Below are 22,484 nucleotides of genomic sequence, written 5' to 3'. Positions count from 1 at the left end.
GCTTATCCTAGGTTAAATATTGACTTATCTAGTGATTTTATATGATAACTAGTTCGATGAATCTCGCATAATCCATATTTTTCTATAGATTCTATATGTTCTTTTGTTACATAGCCTTTGTTGTTGTGAAAATTATATTGTGGGTATTTTTGACTTATTTCTATCATTTCGGAATCTTTTGCACATTTTGCAACGATACTAGCTGCACTTATTGGTTGTAGTTTGTTATCACCTTTTATTAGGGTCTCTAGCGTGTTTATTTTAAAGTTACAATTCCCATCAAAAATATATCTATCTGCACAAAGGTTATCAATTATTTCAAGCAAAGATTCTCTTATGCATTTGCTTAGCCCATATTTATCAATTTCTTTTGAATCTTTTTTGACTAAATGAAATTTAGAATTTTCCTTTATTGTATCAAGTAGCGAGAATCTCTGCTTTTGGGATAATTTTTTAGAATCTTTAAGCTCTGCTATATCGCATTTTAAAACAACTCCACAGACAAAAAGAGAACCAGCTATACAGCCCCTCCCTGCCTCATCTATACCACAGATTATCATTTTATAAGTATGTGTTCTAGCACTTCTTTGAAGCTTTCAACTGCGTAAATCTTCATTCCTTCTTTTACTTCATTTGGTATCTCATCCAAGTCTCTTTGGTAATTTTTCTTTGGGATTAAGACTTCTTTTATACCGGATTTATATGCGGCTATTAGCTTTTCTTGTAGTCCTCCTATTGGCAATACATCACCCCTTAAAGTAAGCTCACCAGTCATTGCAACTAAGCTTTTAATCGGTCTGTTTGATAGGATTGACGCTAGAGCACTACCTATTGCTATGCCAGCACTTGGACCATCTTTTGGCACTGCACCTTCTGGTACATGCAAGTGTATGTCAAACCTATTGTATATTTCATTTGCTTCTGGTTTATATTTATCGTTTTTTTCTTTTTGTGTTAGAGGTATTAGTTTTGAATCTATTTTTAATACCCCATTATCTATTAGCGATTTTATATGAGAGTATGCTATTTTGGCACTTTCTTTCATCACATCGCCCAAGTTTCCAGTTAGATGCAATCCTCCTTTGCCCTTTATCTTTAGTGCTTCTATTTTTAGCACATCACCTCCGACACTTGTCCATGCTAGGCCATTTACTAAGCCTATTTCGTTCTTTTTGCTTATTTTGTCAAACTCAAAGACTATTTTATCTATGTAAGAATCTATATTTTTTGGTGTTATGGATATTTTTTGTTGTGGATTTTGCAAAATTTCTTTTGCTACTTTTCTTAGTATTTGTGCGATTCTTCTTCTTAGATTCCTAACTCCCGATTCTCTTGTGTATTTTTCTATTATTAGTTCTATTGCTGCTTTGCTAAATGATACTTCATTTGGCTCTAGCCCGTGTTTTTCTAGCTCTTGTGGGATTAGATATTTTTTGGCTATTTGCTCTTTTTGAGATGGAGTATAGCTATTTATGTTTATAAACTCCATTCTGTCTCTAAGAGGTGCTGGAATCTGTGATATATCATTTGCAGTTGCTATAAAAATTATCTGCGATAAGTCTATATCAAAGTTTGTGTAATAATCTCTAAATTCTTTATTTTGTTCTGGGTCTAAAATTTCTAGCAAGACAGATGAAGGATCTCCTCTAAATGAGTTATGTACTTTATCTATTTCATCTAACACAACTACCGGATTTAGTTCTTTTGCCTCTATTAGTCCTTGCACTATTCTTCCAGGCATTGCTCCTATGTATGTCCTTCTATGTCCTCTTAGTTCATTTACATCTTCTAGCCCACCAAGCGCGATTCTTACAAGCTTTCTCTTTAGGGCTTGCGCAATTGAGTTTGCTAAACTTGTTTTGCCTACTCCGGGAGGACCATAGAAGCATAATATAGTTCCTTTGCTATCGTTATTATTTTTCTTTCTTAATGCCAAGAGTTCCCTTGTTGCAAAGTATTCTACAATTCTTTCTTTTGGCTTTTTTAGTGCATAGTGATCTTTGTTTAGCTGTTTCTCTACTTCCTCTATTTTTAAGGCTTTTTTAGAATAGCTCCCAAATGGAATCTCTAGCACCACATCTATATAGTTTTGCAATAAATTTGCATCTGCGCTATCTTGGTGCATTCTACTTAATTTTTTTATCTGTTTTGATACCTCTTTGTATGCACTTTTGCTCATGTATTTTTTTATTTTTTCTAGCTTTGAGTGATATTCCTCTATTTCAGAATCTCTTGTAGCATCAGTGCCTAGTTCTTTTTGAATCTGCTTTAATTGCTCTTTTAGGAAATATTCTTTGTTGATTTTTTCCATTTGAGAATTAACTTTAACTTTTATTTCTTTTTGGATTTGTTGTGCCTTTATCTCTTCTATTATCGTATCAATTAGGGTTAATATCCTCTCTTCAGTGTCTTCTTCTTTAAAGATTCTATATGCTTGTTCTTTTTTTAGTTTTGTAGCACTTGCAATTAAGTCTATGGCTCTATTTGGTTCATAAGTTTCATTTATGCTTCTTAGTAAATCTTGCGGGAATGATTGTGATATGCTATGTAGTGTCCTTGTTTTTTCTTTTAGGATATTTAGCATTGCTTCTACTCTTGATTCATCATAAGGCTTGGGTAGAATCGGCATAACACTTGCGATTATTGGCTCTTTGTTTGTTAGGCTTATTATCTTTCCGCGAATTATCCCTTGAAATAGTATTTTTGTCCTACCTTCTGGTAAGGATACTTTTCGCATTATATTGCCTATAACCCCTACATCATAAAAAGAATCTTCTTCATCTTCACTCTTTTTTTCTTTTAGTGTGGTAATTAGCACCATTTTGTCTTTGCTTTCCATTGCTAGTTCTATGGCTTTTAGACTCGCTTCATCTTCTATAAATAGCGGTGCAATCATAAATGGATATAAAAACATATCCTCTTCTACTATTATTGGTAGATTTTTTGGAAATGAATCTTTGTCTATTTGCATGTTTTCTCTCTTAGATTAATTAATTACCATTCGAATAATTTTTTATACCATGGTGTATTTACTTGATTAAAATATACATCTTTTACCCATGAGTTTTCGTCAATTTTTTCTTGATATAGTTTTGCTGCGTCTTCTTTTTTCTTTTTGGTATATAGATTTATTATTTCTCTATTTAGTGTTAGGTTTGCTAGTTCTAACTTTAAAAGCATTGTATCTACCATTGGTCTATATCTTGAGTATGGATACTTGGCACTAAACTCCTTTGCTTCTTGTATTGACTTTAGAAGCAGTTGTTGATCTCTAAATTGCTCTGCAAATGCAAAGTAGTTTGCTTGTAGTTTTAAAAACTTGATGAAGTCTATGTTAGATTCTGTTCCGAATCTTTTTGTGTATTCATCAAAATAATATCCTGCCAATAAATATTCTTCTTCTTGCATGTGTGCTCTACCTAAAATTAGCATAGCTTCAGATAACAAGGGGGTGTTTAAATGTTCGCTTTGCAATGACACAAAGTAGCTATCTGCTTTTTCTAAATCACCATTACGAATCTCTTTTAACATATTTTGATACCAATAATCTGGTGTTTTATTTATTTCGTCTAAGTCTAATCCGCTATTTGACTTTGTAGTGCAAGATGCCAAAAACAACACAAAAAATAATCCGACCGCTGATACTTTCACTATTTTTAACACAACTTTTCCTCTAATTTTTGAGATTTAACGCATAAATAAATTGCAAAATGCTAATTATAGCTAATAAGAAATATAATTTTTCTAAAAACTATCTAAATAAAATTGATTTTTTGTTTTTCTTGCGATAAAATCACAATTACATAAAATAAACATAAAGCTTAGAGAGTTTAAGGAAAAAGTATGGAATTTGTGGTTAAATCACCGATTTTAGGGTTTGAACATATTGAAAAAATGAAGCTTGAGAGAATTTCAAAAGATGATGAAACTTTCATGCAGTTAAAGAGTTGTGGAGATGATGGCATATCTTTTACGCTGGTTAATCCATACGCTATGAGAGGTGATTATGAGTTTGAGATTCCTGCGCCAATTAAAGCACTCTTGGAATTATCTACCAAAACAAATACAGATACAAATAGCACTAAATTGGTAACTTTAAATATAGTATGCATAAAAGAACCAATCGAGGAATCCACGGTTAATTTTCTAGCTCCTTTATTGTTTAATTTTGATAATGCTACGATGGCTCAAGTTGTTTTAGAGAGCTTTAGATACGAAAACTTTGGTCTATCAGAGCCAATTTCTAAGTTTTTTGATTTTTCAAATAAAAACTCTTAAGCAAAAATGGAAACATTAATACTTGTCGGATATGGCAAGATGGCTAGAGCCCTCGCATTTGGGTTAAGAGATAGATTTAAGCTCAAAGTCTGCGGTAGAGACAAGATAAAGATTCGTGCTTTTTGTGATGAGTTATCACAGGGCAATTCATTTAATGTAGAACCATACTTTTTGGATGACAATATCATAGATATACAAGATTCTCATGTTCTTTTATGTATTAAGCCATATGCTATTAATGAATTTTTATACAAAGGTAAAGCAAGTGCTGTGTATTCGATACTCAATGCAGTGAATCTAGATTCATTAAAAACAGAAATTAGTAGTGAAACCTACATAAGGGCTATGCCAAATGTAGCTGCACAATTTAATAGATCGATTACTAGCATTTGCGGTGATATGGAAGCAAAAGATAAGGCATTTGATATTTTTGGTGTAATAGGTAGATGCGTATGGCTTGATGAGAAAAAAATGTCAATAGCAACAGCAGTTGGTGGTTGTTCTCCAGCATTTTTAGCAGTTATTGCAGAATCTTTTATCGATAGTGCAGTTGCGTATGGGCTTAGTAGAGATGAGGCAAGAGAGGTAGTTCAAGGATTATTTTATGGGTTTTCTAGTTTGTTAGATGAGATTCACCCAAGCCTAATAAAAGAGAGCGTAATGAGTCCGGGAGGCTCAACTTCTCAAGGCATTTTGAGTTTAGAGAGAGATGGCATAAGGGGTGTGATTAGTAATGCCATTTTAAATTCTAAGAATTTTTCGTAGTGAGAGATATAGAGCATATAGCAATACTTGGCGGTAGTGGCAGTGGCAAGACCAAATTGTCGCTCGAGGTTGCTACTTTATTTGATTGTGCTATCTTGTCATTAGATTCTCTTAGTGTGTTTAGAGAAATAGATATTGCTTCTGCAAAGCCCAGTAAAGAGGAAAGAGGAGATATTGTTCATTTTGGGTTTGATATTATTTCTCCAGCTAATAGTCATAATGTCCATACTTTTATTGATGAATATAATAAAGCGGTATCTTTTTGTAGGGATAATAATAAGAAGCTTTTAATTGTTGGTGGTAGTAGTTTTTATTTAAAAACATTGCTTAGTGGCCTATCAGAGATTCCTAAGCTTGATAAAGACTATATACAAGAAAAGCTAGATAGCATAGGTGATATTGCAGAGAGATATATGTTTTTAGATTCAATTGATAGTGAATATGCTAAAAATCTAAAACCAAGTGATACTTATAGGATAGATAGGGCTTTAAGCATATATTTTGCTACAAACACAAAGCCTAGTGTGTATTTTGCTAAAAATCCTCCAAAGCCAATAATAAAACAATGTAAAATCTTTGAGATTCTGCTTAGTAGAGATGAATTGCTAAAAAAAATACAGATTCGAACGCAAGATATGTTTGATAGAGGTATTATAGATGAGGTTAGATATTTGGTGGATAAATATGGAGAAACAAAGCAATGGATAAAAAGCATAGGCATTAAAGAATCTCTATCTTATATAAAAGGTGGAATCTCGCTAAAAGAAGCCCAAGAGTTGATAGTAACCCACACAATGCAACTTACAAAAAGACAAAGGACATTTAATAAAACACAACTTGAATCTCATTTGAAAGGTAATTATGATGAAATTTGCTCTAGTGTAATTGAGCATTTGAAAATGTGTTAAAATTCATTAAAAGTATTTATAAGGTTATATCATGGGTAAGAAGCTTTTGTATGTTAGTCCATTTAATTTGCACGATACTAGCTCTGGTGCTGCCTTGCAGGTAAGAACAATGCTTGAATCTTTGGTAAAAAGGGGTATTGAAGTTAAAGTTTTAAGCAGTTTTGTCTTTGATTCTCCTAGAGGCACTACTTATTTTGGAAATTTAGAAGAAGAGATAAAAAGGGGCGTTAATTCTCCAGCAATTATTCATGATAGTGGCATAGAATATAGATATCTTGTGTGCCAAAATAGAGATTTAAATTTAATGACTTATAAAGAGTTGTGGGATTTTTTCCAATACTTTACAATGATGTGCAATACATATAGACCTGATATTGCTATGGGATATTGTGTTGGAACAATAGGAGTAGCAATACAAGCAGAATCTAAAAAAAGAGGTATCCCATTTGTATATCCTTTGTGTAATGCAAATCACCCTCATTTTGAGTTTTGGGATTGTGATTTAATCTTTACAGAATCCAAAGCCACAGCTAATTTATATGGCATTAGGGATAGACTTAATGTATGTAGCACTGGTATTTTTATAGATAAGGATAAATGTGTAACACAAGAAAGAGATCCGCAATATATAACTTTTGTAAATCCTTCACCAAGTAAGGGTGCTACTATCTTTGCAAAAATAGCTGAAGTTTGCAAAAAAGAGTTACCTGATTTAAAGTTTTTAGTAATTGATACTAGGGTTAGTTTTGTTGAAGCTTTGCCTTTAATGCATTTATCAAGCAATAAAGAAAAGTGTCCATACAAGCCTCAACAATTTACAAATGTTGATTTTATGAAAGCTACAAATAATATGAAAGAAGTTTATAAAAGAACAAAGGTATTATTAGCTCCATCTATAGCTTATGAATCTTGGGGTAGAGTTATAAGTGAGGCAGTGCTAAATAAAGTCCCATGCGTAATAAGTGGTGGAAATGGCGGTATGGAAGAAGCAATGGCAGGAGCAGGTATAGCAGTAGCAGTGCCTGAAGCATGTAAAGAAGACCATCTAAGAATCCCTACTAATGAAGAAATTAAGCCATGGGTTTCTGCGATCAAAAAAGTACTAAAGAGTGATTTTAGCAAAGAGTTTGAAGAAGCAGAAAAACAACTAGATATAGAAGCTAGCACAGATAGACTGCTAGAGTTATTAGAACCATTATTTATGCGTAAGGCAAGTAATAGCCCTCATATAATCCATAATGGAAGCTTGAGAATGGGTGCTGATGGAAACTATAGATAAAGAAGTCTTTAGGAATATTCCTAAAATTGACAAATTATTAGAGCATGAATCTTTTGTTGGGTTTAATAGAGGATTTTTAAAAAAGTGTATAAATAAATTTTTAGAGATTTATAGGCAAGAATTACTTAAGGGTAGCAAGATTTTAAGCATTGATGAATGTGTGCTTGAAATATCAAAAATCTATGAATCTGTCTTTAGAAAATCATTAAAGCCACTTATTAATGCTACTGGAATTGTTGTGCATACAAATTTAGGAAGAAGTGTATTTTCCGAAGAATTATTAGATGAAGCAAAGCATGTTTTGAGTGCTTATAACAATTTAGAATATGATGAAAAATTAGCCAAGAGAAGTGAGCGATATATACACCTTAAAGAGATTTTTGTAAATTTGTTAGAATGCGAAGATGTCCTTGTTGTAAATAATAATGCAGCTGCTGTTTTTTTAATACTAAATACATTTGCAAAAAATAAAGAGGTGATAATCTCAAGAGGTGAGCTAGTAGAGATAGGTGGAAGCTTTAGGATTCCTCAAGTTATGGAAAATGCTGGTGCGATTTTAAAAGAAGTTGGCACAACAAATAAGACAAATATTTTGGACTACCAAGAAGCTATTAACCAAAATACTGCAATGATTTTTAAGGCTCATAAATCAAATTACGACATAGTTGGATTTAGTAGTGAAGTTTCATTTGAGGAATTAATTTTACTATCAAATAAGCATGATATTTTAGATTATTACGATTTGGGAAGCGGATTTTTAGAAACTAGTAGTAATTTTAATGTATGTGAAGATTCTTTAGAGACAATAGCTAAACTAAAACCAAGCCTAGTTAGTTTTAGTGGAGATAAGCTTTTAGGCGGAGCGCAAGCAGGGATTATATTTGGCAAAAAAAAATATATAGACCAATTAAAGAAAAACCAGCTTTTGCGTATGCTAAGGGTGGATAAATTTACTATTTGTCTTTTGGAATCTACGCTACTTTGTTATTTAAAGGGTGATATAGACAAAATACCAACTGCAAAAATGTTGAGCTATACATTAGATGAGCTTGAAAAAAGAGCAAGAACTTTATATGAAATGTTGCCAAAAAAATACAATGCCACAATAATTGAGGCAATAGGTTATAGCGGTGGTGGTGCTATGCCAAATAAGCAGTTAAAATCATTTGGAATCTCGCTTGTAAGTAAAGATGAATCAGAGCTTGAGAGGTATTTGCGAGATAGTGGAATAATTGCTAGGATAGAAAATGGTGCAGTTATACTTGATATACGAACGATATTTGATAGAGATTTTCTAAAAATAAAAGAGGTTTTAGAGGAATGCAAAATTTAATTATAGGCACTATTGGGCATATAGACCATGGAAAGACAAGTCTAATAGAGACTATAAATGGTTTTTGGGGAGATAGCAGAAAGGAAGAGCAAGAAAGAGGAATCACGCTTGATTTGAGCTTCTCTAATTGTCTAAGCAATAATAAAAATATTTCTTTTATCGATGTGCCTGGACATGAGAAGCTAGTAAAGCATATGATAGCAGGTGCGTTTGGTATGGACTATTGTATGCTTGTAGTAGCTGCAAATGAAGGGCTTAAGCCACAAAGTATAGAGCATATAAAAATTGCAAAATTGCTTGGAGTTAGTAGCTTTATAGTTGTTTTTACAAAATGTGATTTAGAAGATATAGATACTACAAATGCGACAAATGAGATACTAGAGCTAATCTCTCCTTTAAAAATATTTCACACTTCAATATATGATAAAAAAAGCATTGAATCTTTAAAAAATTATCTATTCTCACTACCAAATAAGATTCATAGAAATTTAGATGTTTTTAGATATTACATAGATAGGGTATTTACGCTAAAGGGTATAGGTTGTGTTGTAAGTGGGACATTGCTTGATGGAAGGTTGGCTTTAGAAGATAAAATTTGGTGTTGTAATTTAAATAGGGCATTAAATATAAAAAATATACAAAACCATGGCGAGTATCTAAAAGTAGCAAACATTGGAGAGAGAGTTGCTATAAACTTAAGTGGAGTATCACATAATGAGCTAAAAAGAGGCGATTTGTTAACAAAGAAGGGCTATTTTAGGGGATTTGATACTTTAGAAGTTAGTATTGAACTCTTTAGTGATGTAGCACATAATAGTGATGTAATATTTTATATAGGTGCATTAAAGTGCAACGCTAGAATCTTGTTTTTAGATGATTCTAAAAAGTATGCAACAATAAAAACGCAACAAAAGATTTTTGCAATTTTTGGAGAGAGATTCATAATAAGAGATGATAATGTAACACTAGGTGGCGGTAGCATACTTGGAGCAATAGCAGATCCTATGAAGAAGTCTCAAAAATTACATTGTGTAAAGCTTTTATATAAAAGAGATTTTAAAAATGCGTTTTTGTTGCTTTTAGAAGTGCATAAAAAAGGATTTGGACTTCTTAGTGCTACACAAAGATTTGCAATCTCAAAAGAAGAAGCACTAAATATTGCTAATACTTTGGAGAATTGCTATGTAGATAGCCTAAATTTAGTCGTATATCCAAAAAGCAGTATAGATGTTGTGCTAGGATATATTAAAGAAATATTACACAAGAATAAAAAAGCACTTCTATCAAGCACACTATTAACCCAAAAATACTCATGGGTATCGGAAAATCTTGCTACACTTGCTTTAGAGTGTGCAATTAGCGATAAACTAGTTGTTAAAAAAGAATCTTTTTTTGTATCTCCTAGCTTTAATGATAGTGTGCATAGTTATGTGTATAATGAAATATACTCTATGCTACTTACCCAAGAGTATGAACCACTTGCACCATATAATATTTATGATGTTTTAGATATTGATAGAAAAACAGGTGATGATGCTTTAAAGATTCTAACTAAAGAAAAGAAGGTATTAAGACTTAGTCATAAGCTATTTATTACATCTAGTGCGTTATCTAAGCTACTTGAAGAGATGAGGTCTATTATAAAAAATGAAGGATATTTGGATATTAATAATTTTAAGAGACATTTTCCATTAAGTAGAAAATATTTAATTACATATCTTGATTATCTTGATAGTTTTTCAGATATTATAAACACCAATGGAACAAGGACATTAAAGGATAGTTGATGTTTGATTTTTTGCATAATCCACCGCTTAATAGAGAACTAATAAATATGCTTGGTGGAGATAGAGTAAATATGCTAAGTATCACGCCAAATGCACAACAAAAATCCAAAAAAGACAACCAAGCTTTAAGCGAGACTTTGCATTGTGCTATATCGCGCCCTTTTAGTTTTAGTTTGGAATCTTTTTCTTTCTTGCTTAGTTTATGTGAGGCTTATGGTAGAGTTGGAGTAATTGCAAGTGCAAATAAAATGCTATATGAAGCCTCAAGAACACATAATAATTGCATACAAATTATCCCAAATATCGATAATGGAAGTGTTGAAAGCGGAGTAAGAGAGGCACTCTCTAATGGAGTTAAGTGTTTTTTTGTTCCGTATTTAAATGAAGATATTTTAACTTCGAATCTATATTTAGATGAAATACTTCATTCTTGCTTTAGTGTTTGGGATATTAGCTATGCATTAGCACTAAATTTGCCACTACCAAAAAATGCAAATTTCATGCTTATAAATGGTGAAAATCTAGGGGTTCTTAGAGGATATGGAATCTTGTGCAGTAAAAAGAGTGATTTTTTTGGGCTTAGTGCTTTAAGTATGTATTTAGAGATAGAAAATTTGTATGAAGTATTCATAAAAGCAATATCGCTAAAGCAAGAATGTAGCGGTATAGACTATGCTTGTAGATTTTTTGAGCATATAAAAGAAATATTGCATGATGATGTGTATAGATTCTACAACACGCCAAAAAATACGCTACCATTGGGGCTTGTATCTAGTAGGGCTAGAAATCTCATTCAAAGTTTGCTTTTTGATGATATATCTTTAATTAATGGGGTTGATTGTTTATATGGCTTTTCTAGTCCTTCTTTTGTTTTGCAACTTATGGGGTTTAGTGAAGATAGGGCCAGAGAGCTTTTATGTCTTAGCTTTAACAATCAAAATATAGATGATACAACAATAAAAGAAAGTGCAATAAAGATAGCTAATAATTTTTTACAATTAAAAAAACTACAAGGATAAACATGGAATTAACACAAGCGATAAAAGCATTAGAATTAGCCGGTAGAAACTTTAAGCTAGAGACACAAATTTTGCCTCTATCTAGTTTAAATAAACGAATTTTAAGTGAGGACATTATTTGCCAAAAGTCTTTACCTGCGTTTGATAATTCTGCTATGGATGGGTTTGCTTGTTGTCTAAGTGATAGACAAAGCAAAGTGATAGGAACGATACTAGCTGGTGATTTTTCTTCTCTTAGCATTAAAAGTGGAGAATCTATAAAAATAATGACAGGAGCAAAGATACCTAATGGCGCAGACTTTGTAGTGCCATTTGAAGAGGTAGAAGGGGGCTTTAGTGCAGAGAAGATAGTATTAAATAAAGAATATCAAAAGGGACAAAATATTCGCATTATGGGAGAAGAAGTAAGCAGGGGAAATATACTCTTAAGTGTTGGAGATGAGTTAGATTCAAGTGCATTAATGATTCTAGCTTCACAAGGCATAAGTCATGCTAGTGTGTATGAGAAGCTAAAAATTTGTGTTTTTTCTAGTGGAGATGAGCTAAAAGAGCCGTGGGAGAGTGCAGCTGACTATCAAATATATAACTCAAATACAACAATGATAATAGAGAATCTAAAAGAAGTTGGTATAGAGTGTAGCTATGGTGGAGTGTTAAGAGATGATAAGGATAGTATAAGGGCTATTTTAGATAGTGCTTATGATGTGATTTTTACAACTGGTGGAGCTAGTAAAGGCGAGGCTGATTTTATGCGCGAGATTCTAAGTGAAAATGGTGAGTTTATAGTTGATTTTATAAATATTAAACCAGGAAAACCAATAATGGTATCAAAATATAGAAGTAAAAATAGGGATAAGTTTATAGTAGCATTACCAGGGAATCCTTTAGCTTCTTGTGTGTTGTTAAAGTTTTTAATTATTCCATTTTTAAGGCAGCTTAGTGGTGCTAGTGCACATTATTTGCAATATATATCTCTAAAAAATACTGAATCTTTTAGAAAAAAAAATAGAGTAGAAGCTATGCTTGGAGATATTAAAAATGGAGAGTTTAGTGTGGTTAGGGGTTATACCTCTGGGGAGATTTTGCCTATTTTTAGAAGTAGTGCTATTGCTATTTTTTCACAAGATAGATGTGATATAGAAAGTAAAGATCAAATTAAAATATTGCCTTTTAAAAGTTTATGGGGCAAAATAGAATCTAATTACATAAATTAGGAGGGGTTATGAAAAAGATTTTATTTGCAATTGATGATACAAAGGCGTGTCAAAAGGCTGCTAGTTTTATTGTTGATTTTTTTGGGAAAGATGAACGCTTTAGCATTACTTTAGTGCATGTAAAAACGCCAATAATGCTATATGGAGAGGCAGCACTTGCAGCATATGAAGAGATAGAAAACAAAGAAAGCAAAGAAAGTAGTAAGCTATTAGAAAAGTTTGTTGATATTTTTAGAAATAATAATATTGATGTTACAAGTGTTATGCTAGAAGGTGAAGCAGTAGAGGAAGTGCTAGAGTATTCTAAAGATTATGATTTATTGGCGATAGGACATAGTGAGAGTAGTATTTGGAATAGTATTTTTTCAAGCAATCAAAGTAGTTTCTCTGAAAAGTCTCCTATACCGATTCTAATTGTAAAGTAACATTTATATGTTACTTTATTACTCATATAAATATACTTGTTACTCTACTAAACATATATAAAACTATTTTCAAAAAGTAAGCTAGATTCAATTACTATTAGTATAAATTAGTGTAGGATATTATTAAACCTAATAACAAAGGAGTATTAATGGAGCGCAATAGCAATTATTACGAATCTATAAATAAATTTAAGAGATTTGTTACTTTAAGAAACAAAGTTGCCACTACACTATCAATAGTAGTGCTTATATGTTACTATGTTTTTGTAGCTGGAATTGGATTGTTTCCCGATGTGTTGGGTTATAGGCTTGGACCTAGCTCCATTACGCTTGGGATTATGGTTGGTATTTTTTTAATAATCTTATGTATTTTAACAACCGGACTTTATACATTTTTTGCAAATAAATATTTTGACAAAGTTCAACAAGAAGTTATAGAGGATTTGGAAAAAAGTGGTGCTTTAGATGATTTGAAGCTAGGCAAAACAAAAGAGAGGGAAAATTATGAATAAAATATTGTTAGGATTTATTATTAGTATTTCAAGTGTTTTTGGTGCTGCTGTTGATGTGGGTAGTGCTGGTATGTCTAGCTTCAATCCTATTGCAGTTAGTATGTTTGTGATATTTGTTCTTGCGACTTTGGGAATTACTTTTTATTCAAACAAAAAATCACAAAGTGCAAGTGGTTTTTACACTGCAGGTGGTAATATCACAGGATTGCAAAATGGAACTGCTATTGCAGGAGACTTTATGAGTGCGGCTAGTTTTTTGGGGATTACTGCACTTGTTTTTACAAATGGTTTTGATGGGCTTATTTATTCTATTGGTTTTTTGGCTGGTTGGCCTATTATTTTGTTTTTGATTGCTGAAAAATTCAGAAATCTAGGGAAATTCACATTTGCAGATATTACTGCATATAGATTAGATTCAAAGCCCATTAGAGTTATATCTGCTATTTCTGCACTTAGCGTAATTGTATTTTATTTAATCGCACAAATGGTTGGTGCAGGGCAACTAATACAAGTGTTATTTGGGCTTCCGTATGCTACTGCTGTTATTTTGGTTGGAATTTTAATGATTTGCTATGTTGTATTTGGTGGTATGCATGCGACAACTTGGGTGCAAATTATTAAGGCTATTTTATTGCTTGGTGGAGCGACTTTTATGTCGATTATGATTTTATATTTAACCAAATTTGATCTTAGTTATTACTTTGCAGAAGCGGTGAAAAATCACCCTCAAGGTGAGAAAATAATGTTACCTGGAGGATTTTTGCCTGATACTATTTCTGCTGTTTCTTTGGGACTTGCTTTGATGTTTGGAACTGCTGGGCTTCCTCATATTTTAATGAGATTTTTCACGGTTAAAGACGCAAAAGAGGCTAGAAAGTCAGTATTTTATGCAACCGGTCTTATAGGATATTTTTATATCCTTACATTTATTATTGGCTTTGGTGCTATTGCATTATTGCTTGGGAATCCAAACTTCTTAAACGAAGATGGAAGCTACAATGGTATTTCAAATATGATTGCTGTTACTTTAGCACAAGTGATTGGCGGTGATTTATTTTTAGGATTCATCTCTGCAGTTGCATTTGCTACTATTTTGGCAGTAGTTGCTGGACTTGCTATTTCTGGTGCTGGAGCTATAAGTCATGATTTGTTTGTAAATGTGTGTAAAAATGGAGAATGCGATCCAAAGTTAGAGATGAAGGTTACCAAAATTGCAACAATTGGCATTGGAATCTTGGCGATATTTTTAGGGATTATTTTTGAGAAGCAAAATGTAGCTTTTACCGTTGGATTGGCATTTGCCATAGCAGCTAGTGTCAATTTTCCTATATTATTACTTAGCATATATTGGAAAGAATTAACTACAAAAGGTGCATTTTTTGGTGGATTAATAGGACTTATTTTTGTGGTTGTATTAGTTGTCTTAAGCCCTAGCATTTGGGTGAAGAGCTTTGGATTTGAAGAGGCTATCTTCCCATATGATCACCCGGCTATTTTTTCTATGCCACTTACTTTTGTGTTAATTTATGTTATTTCTAAACTTGATAATTCAAAACGAGCTACAATCGATAGAGCAGGATTTGAAGCACAAGATTTTAGAGCACAGAGCGGAGTTGGTATAAGCGAGGCAGTAGCACATTAGCATGATTAATCTCCAAAAATTTTGGAGATTATAATGGAACTAGAAAATATTGTAAAAATTTATGATGAATAATTTTACAAACAAGCAGAAGGCAGTTATAGATCTGCAATACACACAATAAATTTTTTGTAACCAAAAAGTGTCATTGATGTTGGTTGTGCGTTGGCACTTGGCTTAAAGCTTGGAGCGAGTTTGATTCTTCTATTAGGGTGTTTGGTATTGATGGGAATAATATGGAAGATTCTATGTTTTTTATCCCAAAATCAAATTATCAACAAGTAAATCTAACAAATGATTATCAAAAAATCTTAGAATCTTTAAATAATAATGAAACTTATAAAGCCTCTAGTATGCGGGGGGGGGTTGGGAGGATTAAGCCCTTTGATGTAGCAGAGAGCTTAGAAGTTGCAGAACATTTTGAAGTAAAATATGCTCAAAATTTCATAAATTTATTAACTAGTTTATCTTATATTATAATTTTTTCAGCTGCAATTCCTCTCCAAGGTGGAACTCATCATGTAAATGAGCAACCACCAGCGTATTGGGCTAATTTGTTTGCTAGTAATGATTATGTATGTTATGACTTTATAATACTAAATTTTGGAACAATGCAAATATATAATTGGTATAGGCAGAATATACTTGTTATTGCACATAAAATGTAAATTTTGGCGCTATCTCTCCAGTATCATCTCATAGCTTTTTAATAACGCTAGATATGTATTATAGGTATTTTATACAAAATCAATAGGATCTATATCGATTGTGCAATTCTCTCCACGCAATATTAGCAAAGAATCATGCAGATTCTTTGCTTCTGTACTTCTTAGCATGATACTAAATCTCCATTTGTTGGATAACTTTTGAATTGGAGATTCCCCATATCCTACTATTGTTGTCTTGCTTTTTAGATTCTGTTTTATTTTGGAGATTAATTTTTCCATTATTAAAATCGCTTTATCTTTGTTTATGTGTGAGATTTTTACAAGTGCTAAACGCATATATGGTGGGTATAGGTGCTCTCTAATTAGTAATTCATCTTTTAAAAAAGATTCGTAATCTTGCAGATAATTTTGTAAGTATTCTTTATTTTTGCTTTGAATTAGAACTAATCCAGAATCTTTTCTTCCGCTTCGTCCAGCTAGTTGCAATAGTAAAGATATTGCTTTTTCATTTGCCCTATAATCACAGCTTTGAGCTATGTAATCTATGCCTAAAATTACACTTAGTTTTACATTGTGATAATCATGTCCTTTTGATAACATTTGAGTGCCAACTAAAATATCTATTTTTCTTTTGTTAAACTCATTAAGAATGTGTGTTAGTTTTTTTTGTGTTGTTATCTCATCTCTATCAAAGCATTGAATTTTTGAATCTTTTAGATTGCTTTGTAGATATTTTACATATTCTTGTGTGCCTATTCTTTGGCTACTTAATTCACCTCCACAAGGACATCTTTGTGGGATTTCTTGTGTGTGTTGGCAATAGTGGCATTTTAGTTTTTTATTTTTTAAGTGCAAACTCATTCCAACGCTACAATTTGGGCAGTGTATGCTAGTGCTACAAGATTTGCATATTAAGTATTTGAAATTTGCCCTAGTTGGGAGAAATACTATTGCTTGATTATTTGAATCTATGGTGTTTTGTAGTGAGTTTATAATTATTTTATCTTCACTATTTTCACAAAATACGAATTTTTTGTTTGAATTATAGTAAGTGCCTTTTAGTCTATACATAGAATTATTTTCTTTGAATCTATAATATGTAGAGAGGCTTGGTGTTGCAGATCCTAGAAGTATTTTTATATTATGTTTTTGTGCAAGATAGAGTGCTACATCTCTTGCGTGGTATGTTGGGTTTGAGCTTGATTTGTATGCATCATCATGCTCTTCATCGATTATTATTAGCCCTAAAGAGTGTATTGGCAAAAACAATGCAGATCTTGCACCAGCTAAGATTCTTATTTTATTATCATAAATTAAGTTTAGTATTTCATTTTTCTTTTTTTTGCTAACTTTTGAATGCCAAAAGGCTAAAATGTCCCCAAAAACCGCCTTTAGTCTCTTTTCCATTTGTGGTGTTAGCGAGATTTCAGGCATTAGAAAGATTGCATTTTGTCTATTTTTTAGTGCTTCATTTATTAAATGTATGTATATTTCTGTTTTGCCACTTCCAGTATCACCAAATAAAAGTGTGCTTTGTCTATCTTTTATGAAGTTTAGTGCCAAATTTTGTGCTTGGCTTAGGCTTTGTAGTTTGAATTCTATGGAATCTAGCTTTGTATCTTTGTTTTTAAATGGTGTAAATAGCCCATAGCTAATGGCTCTTGTTGTAAAATAATAACTAGTAATAAATTCTGCTATTGATAATTGAATCTTGCTTAGAAAATATTCGCTTGCAACTGCCTCTTTGCATTCAAAATTTGGTTTATTAGATTCTAAAAATACAACACCATGTATTATCTTGTTTATTAACTCTACTTCTACTATTTGTCCTATTTTTAGTGGTATTTTAGAATAGTATGTTAGCTCTTGTAGATTATGTTTTAGTGGTAATATTTTATAGTAGAACAATTATCTGCTTTTTAACTTTGTGATAGCACATTGTATGTTTTGTTTTAAGCTTTGTGTTTCTTCGCTTGACTCTAAAAATGCTACTAGCAAATCGCGAGGATTCACATTGCCACTATCGTCTGCTAGATTTTTTAGTTTAGCTAAAGTTTCGCTTGATATATCCTTTGAAGGTATTTCATAGAATCTTCCATAGATACAAACGCGAAATGGACTATCCATAATCAACCCTTAATCACACTTTGAATCTTATCCTTGATTACTGCTAACTCTTTGTTTTGAGTTTCTAGGATCCTATCTTTTTCATTTATCTCATCACAAAGCGAGTTTATTTCTGATTTTTTTGCTTCATTTTCTGCTTTTAGCAATACAATTTGTTGTCTTAATTGTTGATTTTCTTCTTTAAAGAGCTTATATTCTTCAAGTAGCTTATCTATACCTTCTAAAAGTGTGTTCGATTCATTTTCTTCCATAGCAACTCCTATTGCATTGAATAAAGTGTGGTATTTTAACATAAACATATAATTTTTGCTAAAATACGCAATCTTAAAAATTGGAAAAGCATGAATTTCATCGAAGTAAATCAAGTTTATAAAAAATATGGCAAACTGGAAGTTTTAAAAAATATTAATTTAAGTATAAAGCAAGGTTCAATTTTTGGTCTTGTAGGACATAGTGGTGCTGGGAAGAGCACATTGCTTAGGACATTTAACGGGCTTGAGGGTATAAATAGTGGTAGTATTAAAATAGATGGAGTTGAAGTTACATCTCTAAAAAAGGAATCTTTGCGAAAGTTACGCAAAAATATTGGCATGATTTTTCAGCATTTTTCGCTTATGGATAGGAAAAGTGTGTATGAAAATATAATCTTGCCACTAGAATGTTGGGGAGAGAAGATAGATAAAGATAGAATCTATAATCTACTTGAGCTAGTTGGGCTAAAAGATAGGGCCAAGCATTATCCAAGTGAGCTTAGTGGAGGTCAAAAGCAAAGAGTAGCTATCGCTAGGGCATTGGTTATGAATCCTAAATTACTTCTTAGTGATGAGGCGACAAGTGCGCTTGATCCACTAATTACAAGTTCTATTTTAGATTTATTGCTAGAAATTAAAGAAAAGCTTGGTGTCACAATTGTTATTGTTACACATGAAATGGAAGTTGTAAAAAAGATATGTAGCGAGGCTGCATTTATGGAAAATGGAGAGATTCTAAAATGCGGAAGCATTGAATCGCTATTCCTAGAACCAGACAAAAAAATGAGAGAGTTTTTGGGAGAAAATGAGATATTACCAAGTAGCGGGGTTAATATAAGAATCTATTTTCCAAAGGAAGTAGCAAGCAATCCAATTATCACAAAAATGGCAAGAGAGCTTGATATAGATTGTAACATAGTATGGGGGAATTTAGAATCTTTTGGTGGTATCGCACTTGGTGTGCTTGTTATAAATATACAAGAGGATATAAAAGAGAAAGTCTTTAGTTACCTAAGCACACATGGGACAAATTGGGAAATAGTTGATTAAGGGATTTTATGTCGGTGATTACAACAAATATAATGCATGCAACTACAAGGGAGATAAATTTATTTACAAAGCATACTTTAGATTTAAAGAGTTATTTAGAGTTTGGTTGTGGAGGTAGCACATTTAATATGTTTTATCTAACTGAAGCTAATGTAATTAGCGTTGAATCTGATTTTAATTTTGCAAGGCAATTATTAAATAATTTAATGATTTTTGGCAATAGATTAAATATTTTTCATGTAAATATAGGTGCTGCTAAAGAGTGGGGAGTGCCAGTAGATGATAGTAGCAAAGCTTCTTTTTCATCGTATTCTTCTGCTATATTTAATGCGATTAATAGTGGGGGGGGGGCGAAATTGATACTATTTTTGTAGATGGCAGGTTTAGGGTAGCGTGTGCATTGAAGTCTATCAAACACTATCCAAATTCTAAGATAATCATTCATGATTTTTTTGATAGATTGGAAATTTATGGTTGTTTGCTTGAGTTTTTAGAATGTATCGATAGAGTAGATACTCTTGGGATATTTTTTGTAAAAGATTGTAAGAAAGAAAAGCTAGAGAAATATTATGAGGAATATAAATATGATTTTAGATAAGGATTGTTATGGATTATAAATTGTTAAATATATTATTAGAAGCTACAATTGATACTCTTTATATGAGTATTGTAGCAACTACAATTGCTACTGCTTTAGCGATTATTCCCGCTATTTTGCTTGTGTTACATGCACCAAATGGACTATCTCCAAATAGAGCCATATTTGTCGTGCTAGATACTATTACAAATACTCTTAGGTCTTTTCCTTTTTTGATTTTGATGGTTGTGTTATTTCCATTTACGCAATGGCTAATAGGAAAAAGTATAGGTGCTAGTGCCGCTATTGTTCCTTTAAGTATTGGTGCTGCACCATTTATAGTTAGAATAATAGAATCTGCGTTAAAAGAGGTTGATAGAGGTGTTATTGAAGCTTCACTTAGTTTTGGGGCTAGTAATTTGCAAATCATTTTTAGAGTAATGTTTATAGAGGCATTACCCAGCATTGTATCTGGCATTACACTTGCTTTAATACTTGTCATTGGCTTTAGTGCTATGGCTGGTGCAGTAGGCGGTGGAGGACTTGGCGATGTTGCTATAAAATATGGTTATTATAGATTTCAAAGCGATATTATGTTATATACTGTGTTGATTTTAATCTTCTTAGTTCAATTAATCCAAAGTTTTGGTGATTTTTTATATAGGAAATTAAAACGATGATTTTAACTGTAAGGGGTTTTGATGTTAAATAAATTGTTATTTTCGGTGTTTGGAGTTTTTTTGGCTGTTTTTTTTATAGCGTGCGGAGTGGATTCTGATTCTAGTGCTGACACTAAAGGAAGTGCAAAGTTAATAGTTGGAGCTACTCCAGAGCCGCATGCTACGATACTGTCACAGGTTGTTCCATTATTAGAAAAAGAGGGTATTAGTTTAGAAATTAAAGAATTTACAGACTATGTAACTCCTAATTTATCACTTGAAGATGGATCTTTAGATGCAAATTTTTTCCAGCATAAGCCTTATTTGGATTCTTTTAATGCAGAGAAGGGGACAAAGCTAGTAAGCGTTGCTAGTATCCACTTAGAGCCAATGGGTGTTTATTCTAAAAAAATTAAAAGCCTAGATGAGCTAAAAGATGGAGATGTAGTTACAATACCAAATGATCCATCAAATGGTTCTAGAGCATTGAGAATCTTAGAAAAAGAAGGTATTATCAAGCTATCAGAAGGGAATTTAGTGTCTCCACAAGATGTTATACAAAATGATAGAAATTTGAGCTTTAAAGAGGTTGATGCACCACAATTAACTAGGACGCTAGATGATGTTACAATCTCGGTTATTAATACAAATTTTGCACTTTTGGCAAATCTAAATCCTCTGCAAGATGCAATAGCAATTGAAGATAAAGAATCCCCATATTCTAATATTTTGGTTGTAAAAGAGGGTAGAGAAAATGATGAAAATATTCAGAAGTTAGTTAAAGTTCTACAAAGTGATACAATTAAAAATTATATAAATGAACAATACAAAGGTGCTATTATCCCAAGCTTTTAATAGCTTGGTTTAGATTATTGTAGATATTTTTCATTACTTAATTTATATATAAGGGGAGAGCTATGTTTAAAGGAATTTCAAATAAGTTGACAATGTATATGGGTATATTTATTGTGCTTGTTTTGATAGTAGTTAGTGGCTATAGTTATTTTCAGTCAAAAAGAAATGCATATGATTTATTGACACAAATTCAAACAAAAACGGTTGACGATATTGTAATTTTCTTTTCATATTATGATTATGTAAAGCGTAATGCAGTTAAAGCTGCAGCTAATGAGATTGCAAGAAATCCAAATATGACATTACAAGAAATATATTCTGTTGTGAAAAGTGTTGGTGAAGCTAGTAACTTTGCTGTATTTTATGCGGGATTTGAAGATGGTAGTATGATAAGATCTAATGGAAATCATCAGACGCCAGCAGATGGGTATGATCCTAGAGGCAGGACTTGGTATAAAGAAGTAAAAAATAATCCAAATGAAGTTTTTGTATCAGATCCATATATTGCTCCTAGTTTAAAAGCCCCTTCAATGTCATATTCGTATCCAATTGTATCAAATGGTAAATTCATAGGTGCTGTTGGCGGTAATTATGATTTATCTGAATATTCTGCAAATGTTCTTAGTATGGGCAAATCAAGAGATGGTTATAGTGTTGTTTTGGCAAAAGATGGTACTGTTATGTTTAGTGAAGAAGTTGGTAAAATGCTACAGAAAACAAAGTTAGCAGAAAACATAATGGAAGCATATTTGCAAACACCAGAGGGCAAAGATGGGAAAATATCAAAAGAAACATTAATAATAGATGATGGTGAGGGTGGTAATAGAGCAGTTATATGCGAATCTCCAAAAATGTCAAAATATTATGTGTGTTCAATTATGGCTGAAAGTGTCTATACAAATACGATAGAAGATATATTTTTTAAACAGCTTTTAGTCGGAGTGTTGTCGATAGTTGTTGCTTTGATTTTAATTAAATTTTTAATTAGTTTAAATTTAAAACATTTATCAACTATCCAACAAGGTCTACTTTCATTCTTTAAATACATAAACTATGAAACTAAACAAGCTCCTAAACCAATAGCTATAACATCTAATGATGAATTTGGTTCTATGGCTAAAGCCATAAATGATAATAT

Annotated in this window: 24 protein-coding genes; 18 read left to right on the top strand and 6 right to left on the bottom strand. The window is 32.1% G+C overall.

All coding sequences use genetic code 11. The features are described 5' to 3' along the window. Nucleotides 1-2 precede the first annotated feature (2 nt). From PF021_RS07665 to PF021_RS07655, 3 genes are read right to left on the bottom strand one after another with little or no spacing between them, the layout of a single operon-like run. Nucleotides 3-560 (bottom strand): ribonuclease HII, encoded by a 558-nt coding sequence (locus PF021_RS07665; RefSeq protein ID WP_271021904.1) that lies wholly within the window; start codon nucleotides 558-560, stop codon nucleotides 3-5. Continuing rightward, entirely contained in the window at nucleotides 557-2,971 is a 2,415-nt protein-coding gene (gene lon / locus PF021_RS07660; protein ID WP_271021903.1) for an endopeptidase La, read from the bottom strand. The genes PF021_RS07665 and lon overlap by 4 nt, the downstream gene beginning before the upstream one ends. 23 nt (nucleotides 2,972-2,994) lie before the next feature. Further along, nucleotides 2,995-3,663: an outer membrane protein assembly factor BamD gene (locus tag PF021_RS07655; RefSeq protein WP_271021902.1), complete on the bottom strand. Its 669-nt coding sequence runs from the start codon at nucleotides 3,661-3,663 to the stop codon at nucleotides 2,995-2,997. 180 nt (nucleotides 3,664-3,843) lie between these two features. Here PF021_RS07655 and fliW point away from each other — a divergent pair, with 180 nt between their 5' ends. The 12 genes from fliW to PF021_RS07595 all read left to right on the top strand — a co-directional run bounded on the left by fliW (nucleotide 3,844) and on the right by PF021_RS07595 (nucleotide 15,827). After that, nucleotides 3,844-4,278 carry a flagellar assembly protein FliW gene (fliW, locus tag PF021_RS07650; protein ID WP_271021901.1) on the top strand — a complete coding sequence of 145 codons (435 nt, stop codon included), beginning with the start codon at nucleotides 3,844-3,846 and terminating at the stop codon, nucleotides 4,276-4,278. A 6-nt stretch (nucleotides 4,279-4,284) separates the two neighbouring features. Continuing rightward, entirely contained in the window at nucleotides 4,285-5,043 is a 759-nt protein-coding gene (locus tag PF021_RS07645) for a pyrroline-5-carboxylate reductase (RefSeq protein ID WP_271021900.1), read from the top strand. Next, nucleotides 5,043-5,951, top strand: a complete 909-nt coding sequence (gene miaA, locus PF021_RS07640; protein ID WP_271021899.1) for a tRNA (adenosine(37)-N6)-dimethylallyltransferase MiaA — start codon at nucleotides 5,043-5,045, stop codon at nucleotides 5,949-5,951. Before PF021_RS07645 ends, miaA begins: the two co-directional genes overlap by 1 nt. 31 nt (nucleotides 5,952-5,982) lie before the next feature. Further along, the gene (locus PF021_RS07635; protein WP_271021898.1) at nucleotides 5,983-7,230 is read left to right on the top strand and encodes a glycosyltransferase; all 1,248 of its coding nucleotides are present in this window, start codon (nucleotides 5,983-5,985) and stop codon (nucleotides 7,228-7,230) included. Further along, nucleotides 7,214-8,563, top strand: coding sequence for an L-seryl-tRNA(Sec) selenium transferase (gene selA, locus PF021_RS07630; RefSeq protein WP_271021897.1), 1,350 nt, complete (start codon nucleotides 7,214-7,216; stop codon nucleotides 8,561-8,563). Before PF021_RS07635 ends, selA begins: the two co-directional genes overlap by 17 nt. Beyond that, on the top strand, nucleotides 8,551-10,350 hold the full coding sequence (selB, locus tag PF021_RS07625; protein WP_271021896.1) for a selenocysteine-specific translation elongation factor: 1,800 nt from the start codon (nucleotides 8,551-8,553) through the stop codon (nucleotides 10,348-10,350). The genes selA and selB overlap by 13 nt, the downstream gene beginning before the upstream one ends. Then, nucleotides 10,350-11,369: a nitrogen fixation protein NifS gene (locus PF021_RS07620; RefSeq protein WP_271021895.1), complete on the top strand. Its 1,020-nt coding sequence runs from the start codon at nucleotides 10,350-10,352 to the stop codon at nucleotides 11,367-11,369. Before selB ends, PF021_RS07620 begins: the two co-directional genes overlap by 1 nt. Nucleotides 11,370-11,371: 2 nt before the next feature. Then, entirely contained in the window at nucleotides 11,372-12,583 is a 1,212-nt protein-coding gene (locus tag PF021_RS07615; protein ID WP_271021894.1) for a molybdopterin molybdotransferase MoeA, read from the top strand. Between the two features lie 8 nt (nucleotides 12,584-12,591). Further along, entirely contained in the window at nucleotides 12,592-13,008 is a 417-nt protein-coding gene (locus PF021_RS07610; protein WP_271021893.1) for a universal stress protein, read from the top strand. Between the two features lie 149 nt (nucleotides 13,009-13,157). Beyond that, entirely contained in the window at nucleotides 13,158-13,520 is a 363-nt protein-coding gene (locus PF021_RS07605; RefSeq protein WP_271021892.1) for a DUF485 domain-containing protein, read from the top strand. Then, nucleotides 13,513-15,162, top strand: coding sequence for a cation acetate symporter (locus PF021_RS07600; protein ID WP_271021891.1), 1,650 nt, complete (start codon nucleotides 13,513-13,515; stop codon nucleotides 15,160-15,162). Before PF021_RS07605 ends, PF021_RS07600 begins: the two co-directional genes overlap by 8 nt. A gap of 233 nt (nucleotides 15,163-15,395) precedes the next feature. Beyond that, a complete protein-coding gene (locus PF021_RS07595) occupies nucleotides 15,396-15,827 on the top strand; it encodes a hypothetical protein (protein WP_271021890.1) in 432 nt (143 codons plus the stop codon). Nucleotides 15,828-15,896: 69 nt separating this feature from the next. On the opposite strand, the gene PF021_RS07590 is transcribed toward PF021_RS07595, so the two are convergent. The 3 genes from PF021_RS07590 to PF021_RS07580 are packed head-to-tail and all read right to left on the bottom strand — an operon-like array spanning nucleotide 15,897 to nucleotide 18,205. Next, complete coding sequence (locus PF021_RS07590) at nucleotides 15,897-17,735, bottom strand: primosomal protein N' (protein ID WP_271021889.1); 1,839 nt, start codon at nucleotides 17,733-17,735, stop codon at nucleotides 15,897-15,899. Next, nucleotides 17,736-17,954, bottom strand: coding sequence for a hypothetical protein (locus tag PF021_RS07585; protein WP_271021888.1), 219 nt, complete (start codon nucleotides 17,952-17,954; stop codon nucleotides 17,736-17,738). Nucleotides 17,955-17,956: 2 nt separating this feature from the next. Further along, complete coding sequence (locus tag PF021_RS07580) at nucleotides 17,957-18,205, bottom strand: hypothetical protein (protein ID WP_271021887.1); 249 nt, start codon at nucleotides 18,203-18,205, stop codon at nucleotides 17,957-17,959. A 90-nt stretch (nucleotides 18,206-18,295) separates the two neighbouring features. Between PF021_RS07580 and PF021_RS07575 the strand changes: the two genes are divergently transcribed. The 6 genes from PF021_RS07575 to PF021_RS07550 all read left to right on the top strand — a co-directional run. Continuing rightward, nucleotides 18,296-19,255 (top strand): methionine ABC transporter ATP-binding protein, encoded by a 960-nt coding sequence (locus PF021_RS07575; protein WP_271021886.1) that lies wholly within the window; start codon nucleotides 18,296-18,298, stop codon nucleotides 19,253-19,255. 8 nt (nucleotides 19,256-19,263) lie between these two features. Next, the gene (locus tag PF021_RS07570; RefSeq protein WP_271021885.1) at nucleotides 19,264-19,629 is read left to right on the top strand and encodes a hypothetical protein; all 366 of its coding nucleotides are present in this window, start codon (nucleotides 19,264-19,266) and stop codon (nucleotides 19,627-19,629) included. A 26-nt stretch (nucleotides 19,630-19,655) separates the two neighbouring features. Beyond that, entirely contained in the window at nucleotides 19,656-19,853 is a 198-nt protein-coding gene (locus tag PF021_RS07565) for a hypothetical protein (protein WP_271021884.1), read from the top strand. Between the two features lie 8 nt (nucleotides 19,854-19,861). Further along, nucleotides 19,862-20,512: a methionine ABC transporter permease gene (locus PF021_RS07560; protein WP_271021883.1), complete on the top strand. Its 651-nt coding sequence runs from the start codon at nucleotides 19,862-19,864 to the stop codon at nucleotides 20,510-20,512. Between the two features lie 21 nt (nucleotides 20,513-20,533). Then, nucleotides 20,534-21,346 (top strand): MetQ/NlpA family ABC transporter substrate-binding protein, encoded by an 813-nt coding sequence (locus PF021_RS07555; protein ID WP_271021882.1) that lies wholly within the window; start codon nucleotides 20,534-20,536, stop codon nucleotides 21,344-21,346. A gap of 62 nt (nucleotides 21,347-21,408) precedes the next feature. Further along, nucleotides 21,409-22,484: PDC sensor domain-containing protein (locus PF021_RS07550; protein WP_271021881.1), on the top strand; the 1,076-nt coding region annotated here is incomplete at its 3' end.

Source organism: Helicobacter ibis (assembly GCF_027859255.1).
Taxonomy (GTDB): Bacteria; Campylobacterota; Campylobacteria; order Campylobacterales; family Helicobacteraceae; genus Helicobacter_D; species Helicobacter_D ibis.
Note: the sequence above shows the minus strand (reverse complement) of the source record. Positions and strands in the feature narration are given on the sequence as shown.

Coding starts and splice junctions, on each gene's coding strand:
- PF021_RS07665 (WP_271021904.1), bottom strand. CDS start 560: ATGATAATCTGTGGTATAGATGAGGCAGGGAGGGGCTGTATAGCTGGT.
- lon (WP_271021903.1), bottom strand. CDS start 2,971: ATGCAAATAGACAAAGATTCATTTCCAAAAAATCTACCAATAATAGTA.
- fliW (WP_271021901.1), top strand. CDS start 3,844: ATGGAATTTGTGGTTAAATCACCGATTTTAGGGTTTGAACATATTGAA.
- PF021_RS07645 (WP_271021900.1), top strand. CDS start 4,285: ATGGAAACATTAATACTTGTCGGATATGGCAAGATGGCTAGAGCCCTC.
- PF021_RS07635 (WP_271021898.1), top strand. CDS start 5,983: ATGGGTAAGAAGCTTTTGTATGTTAGTCCATTTAATTTGCACGATACT.
- selA (WP_271021897.1), top strand. CDS start 7,214: ATGGAAACTATAGATAAAGAAGTCTTTAGGAATATTCCTAAAATTGAC.
- selB (WP_271021896.1), top strand. CDS start 8,551: ATGCAAAATTTAATTATAGGCACTATTGGGCATATAGACCATGGAAAG.
- PF021_RS07620 (WP_271021895.1), top strand. CDS start 10,350: ATGTTTGATTTTTTGCATAATCCACCGCTTAATAGAGAACTAATAAAT.
- PF021_RS07615 (WP_271021894.1), top strand. CDS start 11,372: ATGGAATTAACACAAGCGATAAAAGCATTAGAATTAGCCGGTAGAAAC.
- PF021_RS07610 (WP_271021893.1), top strand. CDS start 12,592: ATGAAAAAGATTTTATTTGCAATTGATGATACAAAGGCGTGTCAAAAG.
- PF021_RS07605 (WP_271021892.1), top strand. CDS start 13,158: ATGGAGCGCAATAGCAATTATTACGAATCTATAAATAAATTTAAGAGA.
- PF021_RS07600 (WP_271021891.1), top strand. CDS start 13,513: ATGAATAAAATATTGTTAGGATTTATTATTAGTATTTCAAGTGTTTTT.
- PF021_RS07595 (WP_271021890.1), top strand. CDS start 15,396: ATGGAAGATTCTATGTTTTTTATCCCAAAATCAAATTATCAACAAGTA.
- PF021_RS07585 (WP_271021888.1), bottom strand. CDS start 17,954: ATGGATAGTCCATTTCGCGTTTGTATCTATGGAAGATTCTATGAAATA.
- PF021_RS07580 (WP_271021887.1), bottom strand. CDS start 18,205: ATGGAAGAAAATGAATCGAACACACTTTTAGAAGGTATAGATAAGCTA.
- PF021_RS07575 (WP_271021886.1), top strand. CDS start 18,296: ATGAATTTCATCGAAGTAAATCAAGTTTATAAAAAATATGGCAAACTG.
- PF021_RS07570 (WP_271021885.1), top strand. CDS start 19,264: ATGTCGGTGATTACAACAAATATAATGCATGCAACTACAAGGGAGATA.
- PF021_RS07560 (WP_271021883.1), top strand. CDS start 19,862: ATGGATTATAAATTGTTAAATATATTATTAGAAGCTACAATTGATACT.
- PF021_RS07555 (WP_271021882.1), top strand. CDS start 20,534: ATGTTAAATAAATTGTTATTTTCGGTGTTTGGAGTTTTTTTGGCTGTT.